The 21,189-nt window shown below is 70.1% G+C and carries 19 protein-coding genes; 11 read left to right on the plus strand and 8 right to left on the minus strand.

The genetic code is table 11. The annotated features are described in order from the left end of the window. The first annotated feature begins 123 nt into the window (after positions 1 to 123). Positions 124 to 1,557 (plus strand): tagaturonate epimerase family protein, encoded by a 1,434-nt coding sequence (locus tag Q0937_RS05370; RefSeq protein WP_299300482.1) that lies wholly within the window; start codon positions 124 to 126, stop codon positions 1,555 to 1,557. A gap of 78 nt (positions 1,558 to 1,635) precedes the next feature. Here Q0937_RS05370 and Q0937_RS05375 read toward each other — a convergent pair whose 3' ends face one another. Further along, on the minus strand, positions 1,636 to 2,148 hold the full coding sequence (locus Q0937_RS05375; RefSeq protein ID WP_299300485.1) for a DUF6328 family protein: 513 nt from the start codon (positions 2,146 to 2,148) through the stop codon (positions 1,636 to 1,638). A gap of 83 nt (positions 2,149 to 2,231) precedes the next feature. On the opposite strand from Q0937_RS05375, the gene Q0937_RS05380 reads away from it, so the two are divergent. Continuing rightward, positions 2,232 to 3,248 carry a YdcF family protein gene (locus Q0937_RS05380; protein ID WP_299300488.1) on the plus strand — a complete coding sequence of 339 codons (1,017 nt, stop codon included), beginning with the start codon at positions 2,232 to 2,234 and terminating at the stop codon, positions 3,246 to 3,248. Positions 3,249 to 3,276: 28 nt separating this feature from the next. Here Q0937_RS05380 and Q0937_RS05385 read toward each other — a convergent pair whose 3' ends face one another. The 3 genes from Q0937_RS05385 to Q0937_RS05395 all read right to left on the minus strand — a co-directional run bounded on the left by Q0937_RS05385 (position 3,277) and on the right by Q0937_RS05395 (position 6,231). Next, the gene (locus Q0937_RS05385) at positions 3,277 to 3,894 is read right to left on the minus strand and encodes a biotin transporter BioY (RefSeq protein WP_299300491.1); all 618 of its coding nucleotides are present in this window, start codon (positions 3,892 to 3,894) and stop codon (positions 3,277 to 3,279) included. 46 nt (positions 3,895 to 3,940) lie between these two features. Beyond that, a complete protein-coding gene (locus Q0937_RS05390; RefSeq protein ID WP_299300494.1) occupies positions 3,941 to 5,422 on the minus strand; it encodes a lipase maturation factor family protein in 1,482 nt (493 codons plus the stop codon). Positions 5,423 to 5,520: 98 nt separating this feature from the next. Next, complete coding sequence (locus tag Q0937_RS05395; protein WP_299300496.1) at positions 5,521 to 6,231, minus strand: M50 family metallopeptidase; 711 nt, start codon at positions 6,229 to 6,231, stop codon at positions 5,521 to 5,523. Between the two features lie 95 nt (positions 6,232 to 6,326). Between Q0937_RS05395 and Q0937_RS05400 the strand changes: the two genes are divergently transcribed. Beyond that, a complete protein-coding gene (locus Q0937_RS05400; RefSeq protein ID WP_299300499.1) occupies positions 6,327 to 8,639 on the plus strand; it encodes a family 78 glycoside hydrolase catalytic domain in 2,313 nt (770 codons plus the stop codon). Positions 8,640 to 8,724: 85 nt separating this feature from the next. Here Q0937_RS05400 and Q0937_RS05405 read toward each other — a convergent pair whose 3' ends face one another. The 4 genes from Q0937_RS05405 to Q0937_RS05420 all read right to left on the minus strand — a co-directional run bounded on the left by Q0937_RS05405 (position 8,725) and on the right by Q0937_RS05420 (position 12,923). Next, on the minus strand, positions 8,725 to 8,928 hold the full coding sequence (locus Q0937_RS05405) for a cold-shock protein (protein WP_299300980.1): 204 nt from the start codon (positions 8,926 to 8,928) through the stop codon (positions 8,725 to 8,727). Positions 8,929 to 9,502: 574 nt separating this feature from the next. Then, complete coding sequence (locus tag Q0937_RS05410) at positions 9,503 to 12,160, minus strand: ATP-dependent DNA ligase (RefSeq protein WP_299300502.1); 2,658 nt, start codon at positions 12,158 to 12,160, stop codon at positions 9,503 to 9,505. 31 nt (positions 12,161 to 12,191) lie between these two features. Then, positions 12,192 to 12,410 (minus strand): helix-turn-helix transcriptional regulator, encoded by a 219-nt coding sequence (locus Q0937_RS05415; RefSeq protein WP_299300505.1) that lies wholly within the window; start codon positions 12,408 to 12,410, stop codon positions 12,192 to 12,194. Next, positions 12,411 to 12,923, minus strand: coding sequence for a DUF2975 domain-containing protein (locus Q0937_RS05420; protein ID WP_299300508.1), 513 nt, complete (start codon positions 12,921 to 12,923; stop codon positions 12,411 to 12,413). 114 nt (positions 12,924 to 13,037) lie between these two features. On the opposite strand from Q0937_RS05420, the gene Q0937_RS05425 reads away from it, so the two are divergent. From Q0937_RS05425 to Q0937_RS05460, 8 genes are all read left to right on the plus strand, one after another. Continuing rightward, complete coding sequence (locus Q0937_RS05425; protein WP_299300511.1) at positions 13,038 to 14,081, plus strand: Ku protein; 1,044 nt, start codon at positions 13,038 to 13,040, stop codon at positions 14,079 to 14,081. A 243-nt stretch (positions 14,082 to 14,324) separates the two neighbouring features. After that, positions 14,325 to 15,458, plus strand: coding sequence for an LLM class flavin-dependent oxidoreductase (locus tag Q0937_RS05430; protein WP_299300514.1), 1,134 nt, complete (start codon positions 14,325 to 14,327; stop codon positions 15,456 to 15,458). Positions 15,459 to 15,490: 32 nt separating this feature from the next. Then, positions 15,491 to 16,825 (plus strand): ABC transporter substrate-binding protein, encoded by a 1,335-nt coding sequence (locus Q0937_RS05435; protein ID WP_299300517.1) that lies wholly within the window; start codon positions 15,491 to 15,493, stop codon positions 16,823 to 16,825. A 68-nt stretch (positions 16,826 to 16,893) separates the two neighbouring features. Beyond that, positions 16,894 to 17,832, plus strand: coding sequence for a carbohydrate ABC transporter permease (locus Q0937_RS05440; protein ID WP_299300520.1), 939 nt, complete (start codon positions 16,894 to 16,896; stop codon positions 17,830 to 17,832). Continuing rightward, a complete protein-coding gene (locus tag Q0937_RS05445) occupies positions 17,829 to 18,713 on the plus strand; it encodes a carbohydrate ABC transporter permease (RefSeq protein ID WP_299300523.1) in 885 nt (294 codons plus the stop codon). The genes Q0937_RS05440 and Q0937_RS05445 overlap by 4 nt, the downstream gene beginning before the upstream one ends. A gap of 5 nt (positions 18,714 to 18,718) precedes the next feature. Next, positions 18,719 to 19,567, plus strand: coding sequence for an SDR family NAD(P)-dependent oxidoreductase (locus tag Q0937_RS05450; protein ID WP_299300526.1), 849 nt, complete (start codon positions 18,719 to 18,721; stop codon positions 19,565 to 19,567). Between the two features lie 91 nt (positions 19,568 to 19,658). Further along, complete coding sequence (locus Q0937_RS05455) at positions 19,659 to 19,973, plus strand: putative quinol monooxygenase (RefSeq protein ID WP_299300529.1); 315 nt, start codon at positions 19,659 to 19,661, stop codon at positions 19,971 to 19,973. Between the two features lie 330 nt (positions 19,974 to 20,303). Continuing rightward, positions 20,304 to 21,005, plus strand: a complete 702-nt coding sequence (locus Q0937_RS05460; RefSeq protein WP_299300531.1) for a TVP38/TMEM64 family protein — start codon at positions 20,304 to 20,306, stop codon at positions 21,003 to 21,005. The last annotated feature ends 184 nt before the right edge of the window (positions 21,006 to 21,189 follow it).

The raw sequence follows: 21,189 nt of genomic DNA on the forward strand, positions 1-21,189 counted from the left end.
AGGGAGAGAGTAGCCGAATCCTGACCTTCCCTGCAGGCCAAATGTGTGCAATCGTTTACGCTGTACGGTGATGGTGCCGTCGGGACAGCGGACGTCCCTCACCCAGCCGAAACGGAGAACCTCATGACCCTGCGCAACGACTCCCTCGAGGCGAGCATCCGCTATGACGGCTCCGCCCGCTCGCTCCAGCTCATCGCCTCCGCGGCGAGTGCACTGACCTCCTTCGAGGGAGAGGCGGCGGCCGCCGGTGACGGCCATGTGCTGACCGGCCCCCTGTCCACTGCGAACGCCACGGCGCTGCAGGCCGCCTTCCCGGCCCTTCGCCCGCAGACGATCAGCGCCCACCGCACCTCCGTCGGCACCGGCGACCGCACCGGGCTGGCCACCCCCGGCCAGGCGCGCGCCTTCGGCGCCCTGGGCCGCGGCGTCATGCCCGTCCTCGCCCAGCAGTCGATCCGCGAGATGGACCGCCTGGGCCGCAGCGCCCGGTCGGTGATGGACGATGCGATCTTCGGCCTGGTCGAGGCCGGTTGGGACAGCGGCTTCGGCGCCGACTGCGACCACATCAAGACCACCGAGGGCATCGACCGCGGCCTCGAGGCGGGCTTCGTGATGTTCACCCTGGACCCGGGCGACATGGTCGCCGACGTCACCGCAGGGGTCACCGAGGCCGATGCCGCGGCGCTCCCCTGGGAGCAGCTCGAGGACAGCCTCGAGGGCGTGCTGCAGCGCTATGTGGGCATGACCCTGGACGTCGGACACTCGCAGGTCGAGGTCACCGAGCAGGACGTCCTGGTCGCCGCGGTGAAGTACGGCCGCGCCGTGGTGGAGTCGATGCGCCTGTACCGCCACGCCACCGAGAACGCGAAGCATGAGATCGAGATCGAGTTCGCGGTCGATGAGACGAAGTGGCTGACCACCTTCTTCGAGCACTTCTACATGGCCACGGAGCTCACGCGCCTGGGCGCCTCCTGGTTCAGCTTCGCCCCGCGCTATGTGGACGGCTTCGAGAAGGGCCTGGACTTCCTGGGCGACGCCGAGGAGCTGCGCCTGAACCTCGAGGCGCACCACGCGATCTCCCAGCAGTTCGGCGGCTACAAGATCTCGCTGCACTCGGGCTCGGACAAGTTCTCGATCTACCCGCTGTGCGTCGAGGCCACCCAGGGCCTGGTGCACCTGAAGACCTCCGGCACCAGCTACCTGTGCGGTGTCGAGATCGTCGCCGCCCATGACCCGGAGCTGTTCCAGGCCATCTGGGACATCTCCCGCGCCTCCTACGTGGAGGCTCGCGCGAGCTACCAGGTCTCCGCCCAGGAGGACCGCACCCCCACCTCGCTCGAGGGCGTGGACCTGCTGGAGCTGATCCGCTCCAACGACGCCCGGCAGATCCTCCACGTGGGCTACGGCGACTCGCTGAACGGGAAAGACGCTTCCGGCGCCTCGATCCACGACCGCTTCCTCGCGGTGGTCGCGGCGAACCAGGCCCAGCACACCGACGTCCTCGCCGCCCACATCGGCAAGCACGTCTCGCCCTTCGCGGCGCCGCCGGCCCGCTGATCCCCCAGCCTCTTCGGACGGCCGGTCCGCGCTCCTGCGCGGGCCGGCCGTCCTGCACCTGCGCGGCGAGACGCGGTGTCAGCTGGGGACCTTCCGCTCGATCCGGTGCGGCAGCAGCACCAGCAGCACCCCCATCAGTGCGAGCAGCAGCACGCCGGCCCCCACGGCGATGCCACGGCTGAGCACCACATCGATCACGAACACCGCCACCGCGCTCAGCAGCACCCCGAGCAGCAGGATGGCGGTGCGCAGCAGGGTGTTGGCGGCCTTGATCATCTCGTCCTTGACCCGCTGCCGGAACAGCCGCCGGTGCATCCCGACCGGTGTCAGCAGCAGGGCGACGATCAGCAGGGCGAGCAGCAGCAGGCCCAGGTACCAGCCGACCTGGACCTGGTCGAGCTCCTCGAAGCGATCCTGGAAGGGCAGCACCACCAGGAAGGCGGCGAGGATCTGGGACCCGGTCTGCAGCACCCGGATCTCCTGGAGCAGCTCGTTCCAGTTGCGGTCCAGACGTTCCGCCGCTGACTCCTCGCGCTGGTAGCGGTCCGCGGAGCCCTCCTCCGCGGCGGGTGGATCTTCGTCGACGCCCATCGGCCCAGTGTAGGACCGCCCGGCGGCACGATCTGTGCGGAGGTCGTGGAACGATGGGGGCAGGACGACATGAGGAGCTGCGGATGCTTGGGGCACTGATCGGGACCGCCTTCTGGTGGGCGGTGTACCTGCTGGTGTTCCGGCGCGATCGCCGACGGGTGCGCAACGGGGTGCTGCTGCTGATCGCGCTGTACTCGAGCGTCTCGACCCTGTCCCGACTGGTCTCCACCACCCTGCCGCTGGGCGAGCTGCTGGTGGTCGCCGGTGGCGCCCTGGCGCTGCTGGGGGTGCTGGTCCTGGGCGTCTTCCTGGTCCTCAACGGCCTGACGATGGTGCGCAAGGAAGGGCGCTCCCTGGGGAACCTGCTCTCCGGGGTGGCGGGACTCGCCCTGCTGGGCGCCCCGGTGGCCGCCGGAGCGCTCGTGCTCACCCTGACCCCACTCGGCCTCGGTGCCGGCGCGCTGGTGGCGCTGCTCGCCCTGCACCTCGGGCTGGCGTTCCTCGTCTTCCTGTGCGCCTCGGTCCCCTATCAGCTGTTCCCGCGCCAGCTGGCCACCAGCGGCATCATCATCCACGGCTCCGGGCTGATCAACGGCCAGGTCCCGAAGCTGCTGCGCAACCGGCTGGACCGTGCGGTCACGGAGCGGGAGCGACAGCTCGCCCTCGGCGGGGACCCGCTGCTGGTGCCCTCGGGCGGCCAGGGCGAGGACGAACCCCGCTCGGAGGGTGAGGCGATGGCCGAGTACCTGCTCGAGGAGGCCTCGATCCCGGCAGAACGGGTCCGTGCCGAGACCTCCTCCCGCACCACGGAGGAGAACCTGCGCTTCTCGCACCGGATCCTCGACGAGGCAGGCCACCAGGGGCCGTACGTGGTCGCCACCAGCCGCTACCACGCCTTCCGCGCCGCACTGCTGGCACGAGGCCTCGGCTTCGACGACGAGGCGATCGGCGGGCCGACGGCGTACTACTACGTCCCCAGCGCCACCCTGCGCGAATTCCTGGCGATCCTGTCCTATCGCAAGGTGTGGCTCGCGGTGACGTTCCTGCCCTCGCTGGCCCTCGTGGCGCTGCTGATCCGGGTGGCGGTGCTGGGCGGCTGAGGCACCGCACCACCACCGTCAGCGGGGGTCAGCGGCGCTCGTCGAGGGAGCGCACCGCCCGCCACGCGGCAGGGATCAGCAGCGCGGCGATCGCGGCCTTGACCAGACCACCGGCGATGAACGGCCACACCCCGGCGGCGAGGATCCCGCCCAGGCCCAGCTCCGCGCCCATCACGGCGTTGAGGATCATGGCGAGGTAGGGCACGCCCAGCAGGAAGGGCACCACGCTCGCGGCGACGAAGCCGGCCATGGCCAGCAGCGGCTTGCGGTCCCAGGCACGCTCGGCGAACCAGCCGGCCACGAAGGCGGCGGGGATGAAGCCCAGCAGGAAGCCGAAGCTGGGCGAGAGGACCGAGGCCGGCCCGCCCATGAACTCGGCGAACACCGGGGCACCGGCGAGCCCCACCAGCAGGTAGGTCAGCAGGGCCGCCGCGCCGCGACGGGAGCCCAGCGCCGCGCCGACCAGGATCACACCGAGGGTCTGACCGGTGATCGGGACCAGCGGCAGCGGGATCGTGAGCTGCGCGAGCAGGGCGACGAGGCCGGCGCCGGCGAGCACCAGGCCCGCGTCCTGCACTCGGGTGCGGTGCGGGGCCAGGGCGTCGGCCAGGACGGGACGGTGGGCCGGGACGGCGATCGCGGACATGAGGCTCCTCGGGATGGGCGGATGCAGCAGGGGCCAGCCTACGCACTCACAGCCGGGCGATCACCCCGAGGTCGGTCCTCACCCACCACGCACCGCTCCCCCGCCGCTCGGCAGGCCGCGCAAAGCGGTACTCGAAGTACCGCACGCGGATCCCCGTCGGCGCCCTGCCTTCGAACGGATCGGTGCGCAGCAGGCGCCGTACGCCGGAGTCGCCGCTGCGCAGCTTCTCGAGCAGCGCCACGAACCAGGCCTGCGGCCCCGGACGCAGTGCCAGGAACCACATCTGCCAGTCCAACCGCAGATGATAGGGCGCGAACTGCCCAGAGCGGCGGCTCACGTCCCCGGGCTTGCCCTTGAACTCGTACGGGAGCCATTCCTCCTCCGCAGCGGTCTCCGGGTCCGGGGCGCGCGTGCCCTCGATGACCACCTCGAAGCGTCTCTCCGTCATCGATCCGAAAGCCCCATAGGCGTTGACCAGGTGGAAGCGGTTGAAGCTCGCATTCATCAGCTGCCGGGAGGAGAAGAGGTTCCGCAGCGGCTTCCAGGAGAGCACGAGCAGGGCCGCGAACACGGCGAGGATCAGCAGCTGCCACCACAGCGGGGAGGCGTCGAGCGCGACGGGATCCCCGAGCGCCGGCCATCTCTCCCAACCCCAGCCCGGCCAGGGCCCGCCGGTCGCCCAGCGCAGGAAGGAGTCGCTGATCGCCGCGCAGGCGACCAGGATCGTCAGCCAGTTCAGCCACGCGTAGTTGCCGGTCAGCACGAGGAAGAGCTGGGTGAGGATCACCGCCACCGCCGCGATCGAGGCGAACGGCTGCGGCAGCAGGATGAGCCAGATCACCCCGAGCTGCACAGCATGGCTGCCGAGCACCTCGAGCTGGTGCCATCGATGCGGCGCGAGATGGGCCAGCCGGCTCAGCGGACCGGGCATCGGCTGGGTCTGGTGGTGATGATCCATCGCGGTGAGGTCGCGCCAGGAATCGTCGCCGCGCAGCTTGATCATCCCGGCCCCGAACTCGAGGCGCAGCAGCATCCAGCGCAGGAAGAACAGGATCAGCAGCGAAGGCGCGACCGCGTGGGAGCCGAGGAAGCCCACCAGGAAGCCGCACTCCAGCAGCATCGATTCCCAGCCGAAGCCGTAGAACACCTGGCCCACGGAATGGATCGACAGGTACAGCAGCCACATCGCGCCGAACACCGCGATCATCGACCAGGCGGGCCCCTGCTGCGGCAGACCCACCACCACGGTGGCACCGAGCACGATGCCCACCAGGCACATCGCCCGCAGCAGGCGATCGCTGTACGGGGTGCGGTGCCAACGGAACAGCGTCGGTCCGGCGCGGTCGCCCACCCGGTCGAGGAACTCAGGGGCCGGCAGCAGGCCCCGCTCCCCCAGCAGCACCGGGAACTGGTGGTAGCTCGAGAGGAAGGCGAGCATGAACACCGCCGCGACCCCGCGCTGGATCACCTCGCGGGCGATCAGATGGTCGTGCCCGTCCAGCAGGGCGAGCCAGCTGATCCATTCCATGGCGTCCACCTCCGGGCTCGGGGTCTCCAACTCCGATCATCCGCCGTCGGGCCCGAACTGTCACGGGCGCGCCCATGTCCCGGCGCCGACTCCCGCGCTCACAGCACGGCCGGTGCGAGGGTCGCCACCACCCACCAGCTGCACGCGCCGAGCACGAGAGCGAAGCTCAGGAGCCATCCCCAGGCCGGCACCGGGGTCAGCTGGGCGAGCTGAGCCGGATCCTCCGAGCGGCCGCCGCCGGTCATCACCGCACCCAGGTGCCGCCAGGCCCCCAGCAGCAGGAACACCCCGGCGGCCAGGGTCAGCAGGGCGGCGAGCGCGGGACTTCCCCACCACCACAGCGCGCCCACGCCGGCGGCGGTGCCGAGCACCGCGGCCAGGGTGTGCAGGGAGCGGGTGAAGACCAGGGACAGCACCAGCACCACCAGCGCGGCGAACAGTGCGGTGCGCGCCCAGCCGTGCAGGGAGATCTGGACCAGCACCGCGCCGACGATCGCAGGCGCGGGATATCCGGCCCAGGTGGAGGCCACCCGACCCAGGCCCCGGCGCGGGCCCACGGTGACCGCGTGCCCCGACATGTCGGCGCTGACCACGAAGCCGGTGAAGCGCCGACCCAGCATGATCCCGATGATCGCGTGACCGAGCTCGTGCACGATCGTCACCGCGAGCCGCGCCGGCCGCCACAGCGGCGGCAGCACCACGGCTGCCAGCGCGACGGCGAGCGCGAGCAGGATCCACCAGCCGGGGGCGGGAGCAGCCTGGGGCATGAGGCGGTCCGTGATCTCGTGACCCAGCTGCTCGACGTCCATCAGGACATGGTGACAGCTCCGCCCCGGAGCGCGCTGGGAGCATGCCAGACTGGCCGGAACCGTCGACGACGACACGAAGGACCAGGTGGCACCGCATGCCGGAGATCGACCCCGCCCTTGCCCGCTGGATCACCGCCCCGGGTGAGGATCCGCAGAATCCGCTGCTGCGGCTGTCCTTCGAGCTGACCTCCCCTCCGGTCGCGGCCCGGCTGCTGGTGACGGGGCTGGGCACCTTCCGCGCCTCGCTCAACGGCACCCCGGTCAGCGATGGCCGCCTCGATCCGGGGCTGACGGATCCCCGTCGGCGGGTGCAGGTGTGCGAGGTGGAGGTCGCGGCGCTGCTCACCCGCGGCGAGAACGTGCTCGCGATCGAGCTGGGTCGCGGGTTCCACGCGATCACCACTCCGAACGAGTGGCGCTGGCAGCTGGCACCGTGGCGGGGGCCGGTGAGGGCCTGGGCGCGGCTGCGGATCGATCTGGCCGACGGCACCACCCGGGCGCTGAGCACCGGCGAGGGGTGGCGCACCCGGCCGGGGCCGGTGGTCTTCGACTCGATGTACGAGGGAGAGACCTTCCTCCCCACCGAGGATCCGGCCGCCTGGCGGCTGCCGGGCTATGACGACGCCGACTGGGCCCCGGCGCTCGTGGACCGTCCCGGCAGCGGGTCCCGCCGGGCACAGAGGCCTCCGGAACCGCGCCTGGTGCACCAGGTGCAGGAACCGGTGGTGGAACGCGAGGAGCTCCTCCCGAGTGTGGTCTCCTCCTCCCCGCAGCGGATCGTGCTGGACATGGGCCGGGTGATCGCCGGCTGGTGCCGCTTCTCGCTCTCCGCCGAGGTGGGGTCGGGGGCGCCGCCGCTCGAGTTCGTGGCCCGGCATGGGGAGAAGCTGCGAGCCGACGGCACGGTGGACGATGCGAACCCGCACATCCACACCGATCGCTTCCAGCAGGACCGCGTGCTGCTGCAGCCTGCCTTCGCCCGCTCCTTCGCCCCGCGGCACAGCTACAAGGGGTTCCGCTATGTGCAGCTCGAACTGCTCTCCGGTGATCTGGCCGGACTCGAGGTCACCGGGATCCTCGCCCATGCCGACCTCCGCGTGGTCAGCAGGCTGAGCTCCTCGGAGCCGTATCTCGAGCGGTTCGATGCGGCGATGCGCGCCTCGCTGCTGAACAACATGCATCATGTCCCCACGGACACCCCGATCCAGGAGAAGAACGGCTGGACCGGCGATGCTCTGACGGCGCTCGCGGCGATGACCACGAGCTTCGACATGCGCCGGATGCTGCGCAAATGGCTCGCGGACCAGGTCGACGGGCAGCGGGCGGACGGCTCGCTCTCGGTGATCTCGCCGAGTCCGGGCTGGGGCTACGACGAGCTCTCCCCCGCCCCGGAGTGGACCTGCCTGCTGCCCGCCCTGCTGGACGAGATGGTCACCGAGTACGGCGAGGTGGAGCTGGTCGCGCTGCACGGCCCGTCGGCGGCCGGGTATCTCGCCCATGAGCTCTCCCGGCGTGACCAGGAGGGGTTGATCTGCGGGGTGCTCGGCGACTACCTCAGCCCGGGCAGCCCCGGCCCGGCCCCCGAGGACAAGCGCCTGTCCGGCTCACTGTTCGTGGCCCGGGCCCTGCGCGCCCTCGCCCACGCGGTGGACCTGGCCACGCTCGACGGGGCCGGAGCGAGCAGTGATCCCTGGACCGCGAGCGGCGAGAGCATCGAGGGGGTCCCGGATCCGGACACGCTGCGCTCCGACGCCGCTGCGCTGGAGGAGGCGGTGAACACGGTCTTCCTCGACACCGCAGAGGGGCGATACCGCGATCCGGGCGGCACCGCCGCGCCCGCGTACAGACAGACCAGCAACCTGCTGCCCCTGGCCTTCGGGATCGTCCCCGCCGAGCACGTCGAGGCGGTGGTGGCGAATCTGGTGGCGGATATCGCGGCGCGCGGGGATCACCACGACTGCGGGCACATCGGGGTGCGCTTCCTGCTGCCGGTGCTCTCGGCGCATGGCCACGGAGCCCTCGCCTGGCGGGTGCTGAATGCGCCGACCGCGCCGGGATGGAAGGCGTGGCTGGAGGCGGGGAACTCGACCTTCATGGAGATGTGGGAGAACCCGCGCTCCTGCTCCCACTACTTCATGGGCACCCCGGCGACCTGGCTCCATGAAGGGGTGGTGGGGCTGCGGCGAGGGCCCGACGGATGGCGGGAGTTCGTGGTCCAGCCCGATCCGGAGCTGCCGGTGGACCAGATCTCCTTCTCGCGCGAGACGGATCTCGGCGAGATCGTGGTCGAGGTGGACCGTGCGGAGCGCGTGCTCACGCTGGTGGTGCCGGAGGGTGCTCGTGCCCGGGTGCTCGTGCCCGGCTCCGAGCAGATCTGCGAGGCCGGGCGCCACACGGTGACCTGGTGACAGCACGACGCCCGCCGTGCCCGGCCGAAGCCGGACCCGACGGGCGTCGAGGTCATGCGGCCGATACGTGGATCGGCCGGAGCGCTCAGAGGGCGCGGATGTTCACTGCCTGCAGGCCCTTGGGGCCCTGCTCGGTCTCGAACTCCACGCGCTGGTTCTCCTCGAGGTCGCGACGGCCGGTGCCGGCGATGGCGCTGAAGTGAGCGAACACATCGGCGGAGCCGTCCTCGGGGGCGATGAAGCCGTAGCCCTTGTCGGAGTTGAACCAGGTGACGATGCCAGTAGCCATGGCGATATTCCTTCGTAGTCGTGAACCACTTTCGTGGCCCGGGTATCCGTGACGACGGCGCCGCCGCGGATGGGTGGTGCCCCTGGCGTCACGGCGACCGATGCGGTCACCGCTGCCATGAAGTGGGGCGGGTGCGGCCACGAGGGCCGCCTGAGCCGCGGCCAGCGACACGAAGTCGCCGATGCGGCCGAACTGGGGCCCGTAGGCCGTGTGGACCGGCGCGTCAGCAGGGGTGCTGACGACATGGCCGGCGAACTCTCCGGCGAGCGTGGCGACGTGGACGTCGTCCTCAGCTCGGAGCCAGGAGAGGGTGGGGTGCGCTGCAACGGCTGCGGTGGCGGCCGTCGGCGCGATCGTGAGGGGTGACGCAGAAGCGTCGTCGTACAAAGGCAGTGCGGAGGAGGTAATGAAGTCCCAATTTCGTCGGAAGTGCTGCGCGACCGTCGTCGGTCGCCTCCGAGGGAGGCATCCTGCGCCGTGCGTATCGTTCACTGATCCTGCCATAGAGCGGGGCCGTGTGGACGACTTCGAGAAGACTACGGCATGAATCCTTGTCCTCGAAGCCCGATGTGACTCACCCTACGTCACGGCGACGCCGCGGGCCGGGTTCTCCGCTCTCCCAGCGCACCTCCGCCGAGTCCTCGTCCGGACGCCATCCGCGCCAGACCGGATGGCGCAGGCGACCTTCCTCGGTCCGCTCGGCGTACTGCACCTCGCCCACCAGATCCGCGCGCACCCATTCGGCATCACGGCGAACTGCTGCCGGCACGTCGCCCGCCGCAGGGGTCTTCCGGGCCCGGGAGCGGAGGCTGCCGGCGATCTGCTCGAGGTCCCGTTCCGTGAAGCCGCTGCCCACCCGCCCCGCATAGCGCAGGACCCCCTCGGCGTCGGGCACGGCGAGCAGCAGGGAGCCGAGGGTCCCGGAGCGCTCCCCCTTGCCGCGCCGCCATCCGATGACCACCACCTCCTGGTGACGAGCGTTCTTGAGCTTGATCCAGGTGCGTGAGCGCTTCCCGACCTGGTAGATGCCGCTCTCCTTCTTCGCCATCACGCCTTCGAGCTTCAACTGCTGAGAGAGCTGGATCGCATGCTCGACGTCGCCGTGGTCGGCGTGGGGCAGCTGGACGTGCTCGGTCGCGCTGACGGCGTCGAACAGCGCGTCGCGGCGTTCCCGGTAGGGCGCTCGCACCAAGGAGTCACCGCCGCGCAGCAGCAGATCGAACAGCATGATGTGGACCTCGACCTCTTTCCGGGCGCGCTCGACGTCGCGCTCGCGGGTGAGCCCGAGCCGTTGCTGGAGCCGAGCGAAGGAGGGGCGGTCGCTGCCATCCAGCGCCACGATCTCCCCATCCAGCACGGTCTCGCCCGCCGCCCTCAGCTCCGCGTCCACGGCGTCGTGCAGCTCCGCGAGCTCGGGGAAGGTCGCGGTGAGATCCTTGCCGCCGCGGCTGGTCAGCCGTACGGCACCTTCGGTGACGGTCGCGATGACGCGCACCCCGTCCCATTTCATCTCGAAGGCCCACTCGTCCTCGTGGCGGATGTCGCCCCGGGTGCCGAGGGTCGCGAGCATCGGGGCGAGCGGCTCTCCCATGCCGGCAGTGCTCGCGGCGGCAGTGCTCGTGCCGGCAGTGCTCGACGCGGCCGGCTCCTCGTCCCCGCTGCGCCGGGGAGGCTTCTTCCGCCGACGCGGGGTCGGTACGTCCTGTGATGCAGGCTGATCGCCGTCGCCATCCCCCTCGGGCTGGTCCTTCATGAGGTGCAGCAGCCAGTTCGCCGCCGCCTTCTCCTTCGCCGCGGCGGACTTCCCGGATCTGCCCATTCCGCCGGTGTGGATGAAGGCGAAGCGTCGCGGAACCCCTCCGAGGCCGCCGTCCGGGCGGCCGTGGCAGACCACGATCACCTCCTTGCCCACGCGCCATTTCTCGATCTCGATCGTGCCGGAGTCCCACAGGAAGACCTCCCCGCCTCCGTACTCCTTCGCGGGGATGGTGCCCTCGAAGGTGCCGTACTCGAGCGGGTGGTCCTCGGTCTGCACGGCGAGCCGGTTCGTGTCCGTCTCGAGCGGCGGGCCTTTCGGCACCGCCCAGGAGACCAGCACTCCGGAATGCTGGAGACGGAAGTCCCAGTGCAGCCGGGAAGCGTGATGCTCCTGGATCACGAACATCGGCTCCTCGGAGTGCAGAGCGTCGAGCGCCTCCTGCGCAGCGTCGGTGTCGGCCTCCGTAGCGCTCCTGGGCGCGGGGACGGGTTCGGGGGTCCTCTCCGGGTCCCGCTTCGAGCGATACACCTCGAGCCGGTCCCGGGCGCGCTCGACTGCGGGGGCAGCGGGTGCTGATTCTGCGGCAGCGAGGCCGAGCGGGGCGATCGGGTCGGTGCCCTCCTCGAGTCGCTCGAGCACGTCGGCCATCTCGAGCTGGTCGAGGTCGGGGTCCTCGATCTCCTCCCAGGTGCGCGGGGCGGCGACGGTGGGTCGCAGCCGTCCTCGCAGCGAGTAGGGACAGATGGTGGTCTTCTGTCCGTTGTTCTGCGACCAGTCCACGAGCACCTTGCCTCGGCGCAGCGACTTCTTCATCTCGCTGACGACCTGGTCGGGGTGGTCCTGCTCGAGAGCCCGGGCCAGCTGATGGGCGACCTGGGCGACCTCGTCGGAGGTGCTGCTGCCGTCCAGCGGGGCGTACAGATGGATCCCCTTGGAGCCGGAGGTCACGGGATAGGAGTCCAGGCCCATATCGGCGAGGATCTCCCGGCACCATCCGGCCACGCGGGCGCAGTCCGCCAGCCCCGCGCCCTCCCCGGGATCGAGGTCCAGGACCATGCGGTCGGGAGCGGCGGGCTCGAGGTGCTCGTCGAAGCGCCACTGCGGGGTGTGGATCTCGAGGGCGGCGAGCTGGGCGAGCCAGACGAGCACTGCGACCTCATCCACCAGCGGGTAGGCAGCGGTCGCCTCGCTGTGCTGGATCTCGGCGCGCGGCACCCAGTCCGGCGCGTGGTCCTCCAGGTCCTTGCGGAAGAACGTCGTGCCGGGCTGATCGGCGGTGCCGACCCCGTCGACCCAACGTTTACGGGTCGCAGGGCGGCGCGCTGCCTGCGGGATCAGCAGCGGAGCGATGCGGTGGAAGTACTCGATCACCTCGCCCTTGGTGGTGCCCGTGGAGGGGTAGAGGACCTTGTCGAGGTTCGACAGCTTCAGCCTGCGTCCGTCCACCTCGACATGCTGTTCGCGGGTAGCCATGGCCCCACTGTGCCCCTGATCACCGCATCCGTCACGAGTTGCGCGCTTCGGGTTCCCAGCGCAGCAGATCCCCGGGCTGGCAGTCGAGCACCTCGCAGAGCGCGGCAAGGGTGGAGAAGCGCACGGCCTTCGCGCGCCCGTTCTTGAGTACGGCGAGGTTCGCAGGCGTGATCCCGACGCGGTCGGCGAGCACGCCGACAGGCATCTTGCGGCGGGCGAGCATGATGTCGACATCGACGACGATCGGCATTCAGATCACCTCGTCGAGCTCGGACTGCAGACCCTCGGCCCGCGCGAGGGTCTCGGTGGCCTGCACCAGCAGCTGCCGCTGCACGTAGATCACCAGCGCCACGCCCGCGAGCACGAGGGAGGCCCCGCAGATCATCCCGATCAGTCCGGGGGCCAGCTCGTCGCCCGGAGTGAGGCGGTTGACGATCGACGCGAACACCGCCAGGGCGAACAGCAGAACCGCCTCCCCCGCCACGGCGCCGATGATCCGGTCGACGTAGCGGAAGGCGGTCGGCGAGAACACCCGGCCGCGCCGGACCAGTGCGAGCAGTCGCAGGATGCTGACGCCGACGACCTGCAGACCGAGCACCCCGAGCACGATCAGGGCGGCAAGGGTGAGGATCGCCGCGAGCGGAGCCCCGGAATCGTTCATCTCCCAGCTCACCAGGGGCACGAAGCCGAGCTGGACGACCAGGGAGCCGACCAGGGAGATCCAGATGATGACGCGCAGGATCTGGATGGGTACAGCACCCATGACACCCTCCTCTATCGAGCTACAAGCGGAATCTATCGTTACTCGATATCATAGCGCACTCCGGCCGACCGTTCGTTCCTGGTCACCGCCCACGCCTCGTGATGTCATGGGGACATGCGTACGATATGGAGCGGTGAGATCACCTTCGGGCTCGTCAACGTGCCGGTGAAGCTCTACGGCGCCACCCGTTCGCACGACATCTCCTTCCACCAGGTCCACGACGAGGACCACGGCCGGATCCGGTACCAGCGCACCTGCGAGGTGTGCGGGCGGGAGATCGACTTCGAGCACATCGACAAGGCCTACGACGACGGGGACAAGACGGTGGTGCTCACCGACGAGGAGCTGGATGCCCTCCCCGCCGAGGACAACGACGAGATCGACGTGGTGCAGTTCGTGCCCTCGGATCAGGTGGACCCGATCCTGCTCGGCACCTCCTACTTCCTGGAGCCGGTGGGACGTTCCTCGAAGGCGTACGTGCTGCTGCGGCGCACGCTGGAGGAGACGGAGCGGACCGCGGTCGTGACCTTCACCCTGCGCACCAAGACCCGCCTCGGAGTGCTGCGGATCCATGGAGACCTGCTGGCCCTGCAGACCCTGCGCTGGCCCAAGGATCTCAAGGAGGTCGACTTCGGCCCCAAGGCGTCGAAGATCAGCAGCAAGGAGCTGGCGATGTCGGCCTCCCTGGTCGAGCAGTTCAGCGACGACTTCGACCCGGAGCAGTTCACCGACGAGTACCAGGCGCAGCTGCGCGAACTGGTCGACGCCAAGCTCGAGCAGGGAGACTCCGTCGACACCGACGAGACCTTCGGCAAGGACCGATCGACGGACGACGCGGAGGGGGCTGGCGGGGGCGGGAAGGTCATCAGTCTGATGGACGCCCTGGAGCGCAGCGTGCAGAAGCGCCGCGGGTCGGATCCATCGTCGGCGCAGCAGAAGGGCACGAAAGACAAGAAGGACGAGCAGGACGAGCAGGACAAGAAGGCGGCAAGCTCTTCGCGGAAGACGACGGGCTCGGCGAAGACGTCGAGCTCCGGCAAGAAGTCCAGCTCCGGCAAGAAGTCCGGCACCGCCAAGAAGTCCAGCACCGCCAAGAAGTCCGGAACCTCGAAGACCAAGGCTCCGAAGCCCAAGAAGTCCGCGAAGAAATCGGCGTAGGCCTCCCCCGACGGGATCCCTGGGCGGTGACCAGCGGGAGGAATGCCCCGATGTTCGCCGTGCCCAGCAGCAGGGCGCGCCGCCCCCAGCCGCCCCGATGGAGATGATCGGTCGCCTCTCTCGCGTCCGCGCGCGACACGGAGACGGACCGGCCCGCGCGGGCCTAAGGTTCATGCAGGGGCACCTGCGAGGATCACCCTGCACCACGCGCAACGTCGCGCACCGTTCGAGGAAAGAGGCACGATGACCGACCCGACCCTCTCCCCCCGCTTCCACTGGTTCCTGCCGCCGCGCGGGGAGGCGATGGCCCCGAAGGCGGTGGCCGCGGAGAACGCGCCGCCGACGGATCCTGCCCTGCTGCTGGACTTCCAGACCGAGGTGGCGCTGGCGGCGGAGGAGGCCGGCTTCACCGGGGTCCTGACCCCCGTCGGCATCGGCTGCCCCGACCCGTGGGTGGTGTGCTCGGCGGTCGCCGCCCGCACCACGAGCCTGTCGTTCATCGTCGCGCTACGTCCCAGCCTGCAGTCCGCGACGCTCACCGCCCAGCAGGCCGATACCTTCCGCCGCCTCCACGGAGGCCGGGTGATGCTCAACATCGTCACCGGCGGCAACCCTGCCGAGCAGGCCGGCTACGGGGTGCACGTCCCCCACGACGAGCGCTACGACATCACCGACGAGGCGCTGCAGGCGATCCGCCCGCTGCTGGCCGGCGAGCAGGTCGACCTCGAGGGCTCGCACCTGCGCCTGGTGGGCGCGAAGCTCTCCGAGCCCACCACGCAACAGGTGCCGATCTTCTTCGGCGGCGCCTCGGCGAAGGCCGTCGAGGTCGCCGCCGCGCAGGCGGACACCTATCTGCTGTGGGGCGAGCCGCTCGCGGACATCGCCGAGCGGATCGGCACCGTCCGCACCGCCGCGACCGCCGCCGGCCGCGAGCTCGACTACGGGCTGCGCATCCACGTCATCTCCCGCGACACCTCCGAGGAGGCCTGGCAGGCGGCCGCCGACATCCAGGCGACCTTCGACGCCGAGTCCGTCGCCGAGGTGCAGAAGCACAAGGCCGCGATGGATTCCGTGGGCCAGGCCCGGATGGGCGCCCTGCACGGCACCGAGCTGCCGACCGACGTCGACTCGCTCGTGATCGGGCCGAACCTGTGGTCCGGCATCGGGCTGATGCGCGAGGGCGTCGGCACCGCGCTGGTCGGCTCGCACGACGAGGTCGCCGATCGGCTCGCGGAATACGCCGCTCTCGGCATCGGCGAGTTCATCCTCTCCAGCTACCCGCACCGCGAGGAAGCGCTGCGGGTGGGACGCGAGGTCCTGCCCCGCGTCCGTGAGCGTCTCGAAGGCCGGGACCGGTCCCCCGCCGTCAGCGCCTGACCCCCACCCTCCCTCACCGTTCGGAGCCCGCCATGAACTCCCCCCGTTCCCTCCGTTCCACCCTCCCGGTCCGTTCCCCTCGCGCCACCGCCGTCGGCCGGCGCAGCCTGCTCACCGCCGTCGGCGTGGGTGGGGCGGGTGCCGTGCTCGCCGCCTGCGGCGGTCCCGGCAGCGGCGGGTCCGACGAGCCCGCCGCCGCTCCCGAGCCCGGCGGGGAGGCGAGCGGAACCGTGAACTTCTACCACTGGCGCAGCGAGGACAAGACGGTGCTCGAGGAGCTCGCCTCCGCGTTCACCGAGCAGTCCGGGGTCACGATCGAGCAGACCATCGACCCCTCGGAGCAGTACCAGTCGACCGCCGCGCAGAAGGCCCGCGGCGGGGACATCGGCGATGCGCTGACCGCTTTCCGCGGCACGCAGCTGGACCAGTTCGCGGACCTGGGGATCTTCACGGATCTCGGCGACGCGAGCTACGTCGGGAACTACGAGGAGAACCTCATCAGCCCCGGGCGGCACGAGGGGGCCCAGCTGGGCCTGCCCTACCAGCTGATCTTCAACATGCCGCTGCTGAACACGGAGCTCGCCGAGCAGGCCGGCGTCTCCGAGGTCCCCGGGGACTGGGACGCCTACCTGGATCTGATGGACAAGCTCAAGGGCCTCGGCGTCACCCCCATCGCCTGGCCGGGCAACGATCCCGCCAACGCCTTCCAGATCATCAACTCGATGGCGATGAACGCAGGTCCGGACGATCAGATGTTCGCGAAGATCGAGACCGGCGAGAACAAGGCCACCGACGACTGGTGGATCGACGCGCTGGCCAAGTTCCAGGAGCTGTCGAGCTATTTCCAGGACAACTTCTCCGGCTCCGGGGTGGACGGGGTGCTCTCTCTGTTCAGCCAGGGCGAGGCCGCGATGCTGCCCACCGGCAGCTACCAGATCGGGCAGGTCCGCGAGGCCGGCGGCGAGTTCCCGCTCGAGTTCGCGCCGATGATGACCAATGCCGCCGGGGAGGAGCCGGCTTTCGAGGGCATCTTCAACTCGACCTTCATCCTGGGCATCAACTCCGCGGCGCAGAACCCGGAGGGGGCGGCGGCCTGGATCGAGCACCTCTCCGATCCGGTCAACGCCGCGGCCTACGGCGACGGCACCTCCCAGCACGTCACCGTCAAGGGCGTCGAGTACCAGAACGAGGATCTGAAGGCACTCGCTCCCTGGGCCTCCAAGCGCACCCTGCTCGCCCCCCGCTTCCAGTTCCTCAACCTCGACATCCGCTCGGCGATCGAGAACTCCCTGATCGCGGTCGCCACCGGCTCCACCCCGGAGCAGGCCGCGGAGGAGGCGCAGAAGCTGGTGGAGGAGCAGCTCTGAGTCGGCGACGTGCTGCCGAGGAACGAGGCGGCAGGAGCCGGCTCGAGACAGCTCTGAGTCCGCAGGAGGTGGCCCAGGGCGTCACCGCATCCCGCGCGGCCGCTCCACCCCGCCGCCGTCGGCGCCGGCGCCTCGACCCGGTCCTGCTCGCCTTCCTGGTACCCGCGGCCGTGCTCTACCTGTGGTTCGTGCTCTGGCCGACCCTGCAGGCCTTCCAGTACTCGCTCACGGACTGGGACGGGCTCTCGGCGAGCTTCGGCTGGGTGGGACCGGACAACTACGAGAAGCTTGCGACCGGCGACTCCGTCTTCCGCAAGGCCTTCGGCAACTCGCTGAAGTTCATGCTGACGGTGGTGATCGGGCAGACGGTCCTCTCGCTCGCGCTCGCCGTGGCGCTGCTGCGCAGCACCCGCATCTCGATCTTCCTGCGCGCCCTGTTCTTCTTCCCCACGGTGCTGAGCTCGGTCTCGGTCGCCTTCATCTGGAGCTTCGTCTACGACCCGACGTTCGGCCTCGCGAACCGGCTACTGGCCGTCGTGGGGCTGGGCTCCTGGCAGCAGCCTTGGCTGGGCGATCAGGACATGGCGATCTACTACCTGGCGATCGTGCAGATCTGGTTCCATGCCGGACAGCTGATGGTCGTGTACATCGCCGGCCTGCAGCAGATCCCCCAGGACCTCTACGACGCGGCCGCCCTGGACGGTGCGGGGCGCTGGCAGAAGTTCCGCTTCGTCACCTTCCCGCTGCTGCAGCCCTCCACGGTGATCGTCGTCGCCTACACGACGATCCAGTCGTTCAAAGCCTTCGACCTGATCATCGCGAGCACCGGCGGCGGGCCGAACCACGCCACCGAGATCCTGGCGACGCTGATCTACACCACCGCCTTCCGGAACTTCGAGATGGGCTATGCCGCTGCGCAGTCCGTGATCTTCATGGTCCTCATCGCGGCCATCACGATCCTGCAGCGCAAGGCCGTCTCCCTCGCCTCGGGAGGGAGCGACCGATGAGCACCTCGACCGAGACCACGGCAGCATCCCCCACCGCTCCGCGCCGTGCGCGGCGCCGTCGGCCGGACTGGTCCGAACTGCCTCGCGGGGCGCTGCTGGCCGTGTACGCGCTGCTGATCGCGGTGCCGCTGGTGGTGGTGCTGCTGACCGCCTTCAAGACGTCGTCGCAGATGTACGAGAACCCCTTCGCACTGCCGGCCACCCCGTCGCTGGCGAACTTCGCCGAGCTGTGGGCCGGCGGACGCATCGGCACCAGCTTCCTGAACTCCGTGATCGTCACCGCGGTGTCGGTGACGGTGACGCTGCTGGTCTCGAGCTGGGCGGCGTTCTCGATCTCCCGGATCGGGGGCCGGCTGGGCACCTTCCTCTACCTCTTCTTCTCGCTGGGCCTGGCGGTCCCCGCGCAGGTGGCGATGATCCCGCAGTACGTGATCTTCGATCAGCTGGGGCTGACGAACTCGCTGCTGGGCCTGATCCTCATCAACATCGCGGTGACCTGCTCGGTGGCGATCTTCATCCTCACCGGCTTCTTCCGCACCCTGCCCCAGGAGCTCTTCGAGGCGGCCCAGATCGACGGGGCGGGCACCTGGCAGCTGTACTGGAGGATCGCCCTGCCGCTGTCCACCCCGTCCCTCGCAGCGGTCGCGATCTTCCTGTTCGTCATGCACTGGAACGACCTGCTGTACCCGCTGCTGTTCATCACCGACCCGGACCTGGCCACGCTCCCCAAGGCGCTGCTGGACTTCAAGGGCGAGTACACGACGAACTATCCCGTGCTCTTCGCCGGGGTGATCATCGCGTCGATCCCGATGATCGTGGCCTATGTCTTCCTGCAGCGCTGGTTCGTCGCGGGCATCACCGCGGGCGCGGTGAGAGGCTGAGGGGCATGGATCGCAGAACCCTCGTCATCACCGGAGCCTCCGACGGGATCGGTGCCGCCGCGGCCCGCCAGCTCACCGGCCAGGGGCTCCGCCTGCTCCTGGTGGGCCGCTCGCCGGAGAAGACCGCGGCGGTCGCGCAGGAGACCGGCGCCGAGCACTTCGTCGCCGACTTCGCCCGCCTCGAGGACGTGCGCCGCCTCGCCGCGGAGCTCTCCGCGGCGACCGCCGAGCACGGCATCGACGTGCTCGCCAACAACGCGGGCGGGATCTTCGGCGATCGCACCCCCACCGCCGACGGCTTCGAGAAGACCTTCCAGGTCAACCACCTCGCCCCCTTCCTGCTCACCCACCTCCTGCTGCCACGTCTCCTGCCCGGAGGAGCCTCGGTCGTGAACACCTCGAGCGTGGCGCACCGGCTGTTCGGGCACCTCGACCTCGAGGACCTCGACAACGCACGGCGCTACCGCCCGCGCAAGGCCTACGGGGATGCGAAGCTCGCGAACGTGCTGTTCACCCGCAGCCTGCACGCGAAGTTCCACGACCAGGGACTCTCCTCCGCGGCCTTCCATCCCGGACTGGTGCGTTCCAGCTTCTCCGCCGGGTCTGCGAGCTCGATGCGCTGGTTCTACCACTCGCCGCTCGCGCGCCTCGCCCCGATGATCAGCCCCGAGCAGGGCGGTGCGACCCTGGCCTGGTTCCTCACCGGAGTCCCGGGTTCGACCTGGACCTCCGGGCGCTACTACGACCAGGACCGGCCCACCGCACGCGTGAATCCGCAGGCCGACGACCTCGCTCTCGCCGAGGGCCTGTGGCAGCGCAGCGCCGAGCTGGTGGGACTGCCCGGCACCTGCTGACGGCCCAGCGCGCGGACGGTAGGGAGCCACCGGGCCGGACGGTGCAGGATGGACACGCCTCATCTCACCCCGATCTGCACCAGGAGCCCCCATGACCGCCGTTGTCGTCACCGCCGTGTTCTACCCCAAGCCCGGCAAGAAGCAGGAGCTGGCCGAGGCCATGCATCGCGGCATCGCCGCCGTGCACGGCGAGAACGGCTGCGAGCTCTACGCGATCCATGATGCCGAGGACGGCACCATCACGATGATCGAGAAGTGGTCCTCCGTCGAGGCGCTCGACATCCACGGCGACAGCGACGAGGTCAAGATCCTGCGCGCCGACGTCGCGGATCTGGTCGAGAAGCCGGGCCTGGTCACCCGCATGACCCCGATTCCCGCCGGCACGGAGGCGCAGGGACAGCTCTGAGCCGTTCCTCTCCGAACGACCCCGCCGGAGCCGATCTCCGCCCACAGCTGAGGCTCCGGCGGGGCCGTCGCAGGCGGCGTCCCGTCATCCCATGACCACGCTGGAGCCGCTGCTGCGAGAGCTCATCGGCGGTGCTCTGCGCCGTCGCCGACGGGAGCACGGACGCACCCTCACCGATGTCGCGGGCCAGGCCGGGTTGAGGAGGCAGCACCGGTTTTCACCGCCCGCCCTCGCGGCATCATGCTGTCGGCCGCCTGACCAGGATCTCGTGCCGGCCCTCGGCGCCATGGGAGACTGGCCCGTCCGCAGCCACCGAATATCCGGAGACCGATGCCCGAGCTGACGAGAAGCGTTCCGCGCCGAGACAGCACGCCGTGGGGCTCGATCCTGCGCAACATGCTGCTCGTGCTGGTCCTGCTGGGGATGGCCTGGCTCGCACTGAACGTGCGCCTGCCCTCCCTGGACACCCTGCAGGCCCGCATCGCGGAGTTCGGGTGGTGGGGTCCGTTCGCGTTCATCGCGCTGTACGCGGTGGTGGCCGTGACCCCGATCCCGGTGACGATCATGGCGGTCGCCGCGGGGGCGATCTTCGGGCTTCCCGTGGGCACCGTGGTCTCGATCATCGGCGTGGTGATCGGCTGCTACGGCGGGTACGGGATCGCCCGGGGCCTGGGCCGGGACACCGTAATGCGGCTGCTCGGCTCCCATGCGGAGGTGATCGAGGAGCGGCTCGAGGACGGCGGCTTCTACGCCGTGTGCACCCTGCGCCTGATGCCCGGCATCCCGTACTGGCCGGTGAACTACGGCAGCGGGGCGCTGGGGATCACCAGTCGTGACTTCCTGGTCGCGACCGCGCTCTCAGCGCTGCCCGGTCAGATCTCCCTGATCGCGATCGGGGCCTTCCTCGGCGATCCGTCCCTCGTCAACGGGCTCGCCGTCGTGATCTCCTGGGTCGTCGTGATCGCGCTGACGATCCTGTCCTATCGGCGCTGGCGCGCGACGCGCAGCGCCGAGGGCCTCGCACCGGAGTGAGCTCGGGGCCGCGGGCGGGTGCGTCCGTCCTGTCCTCGGCCTGATCTGCCCACTACACTTCGGTCAGGCCGCCGGGCCCTCTGCGGATCTTCTCCAAATCCTCGGGATCGCTCTCCGGCCACGGCGCGCCGCCCGGCCCGCCCGTCGCCCACCGGGGCCGCTCCCCGCGGTCCCCGGGTGTCTC

This window comes from uncultured Brachybacterium sp., assembly GCF_947500705.1.
In the GTDB taxonomy this organism is placed as follows: Bacteria; Actinomycetota; Actinomycetes; order Actinomycetales; family Dermabacteraceae; genus Brachybacterium.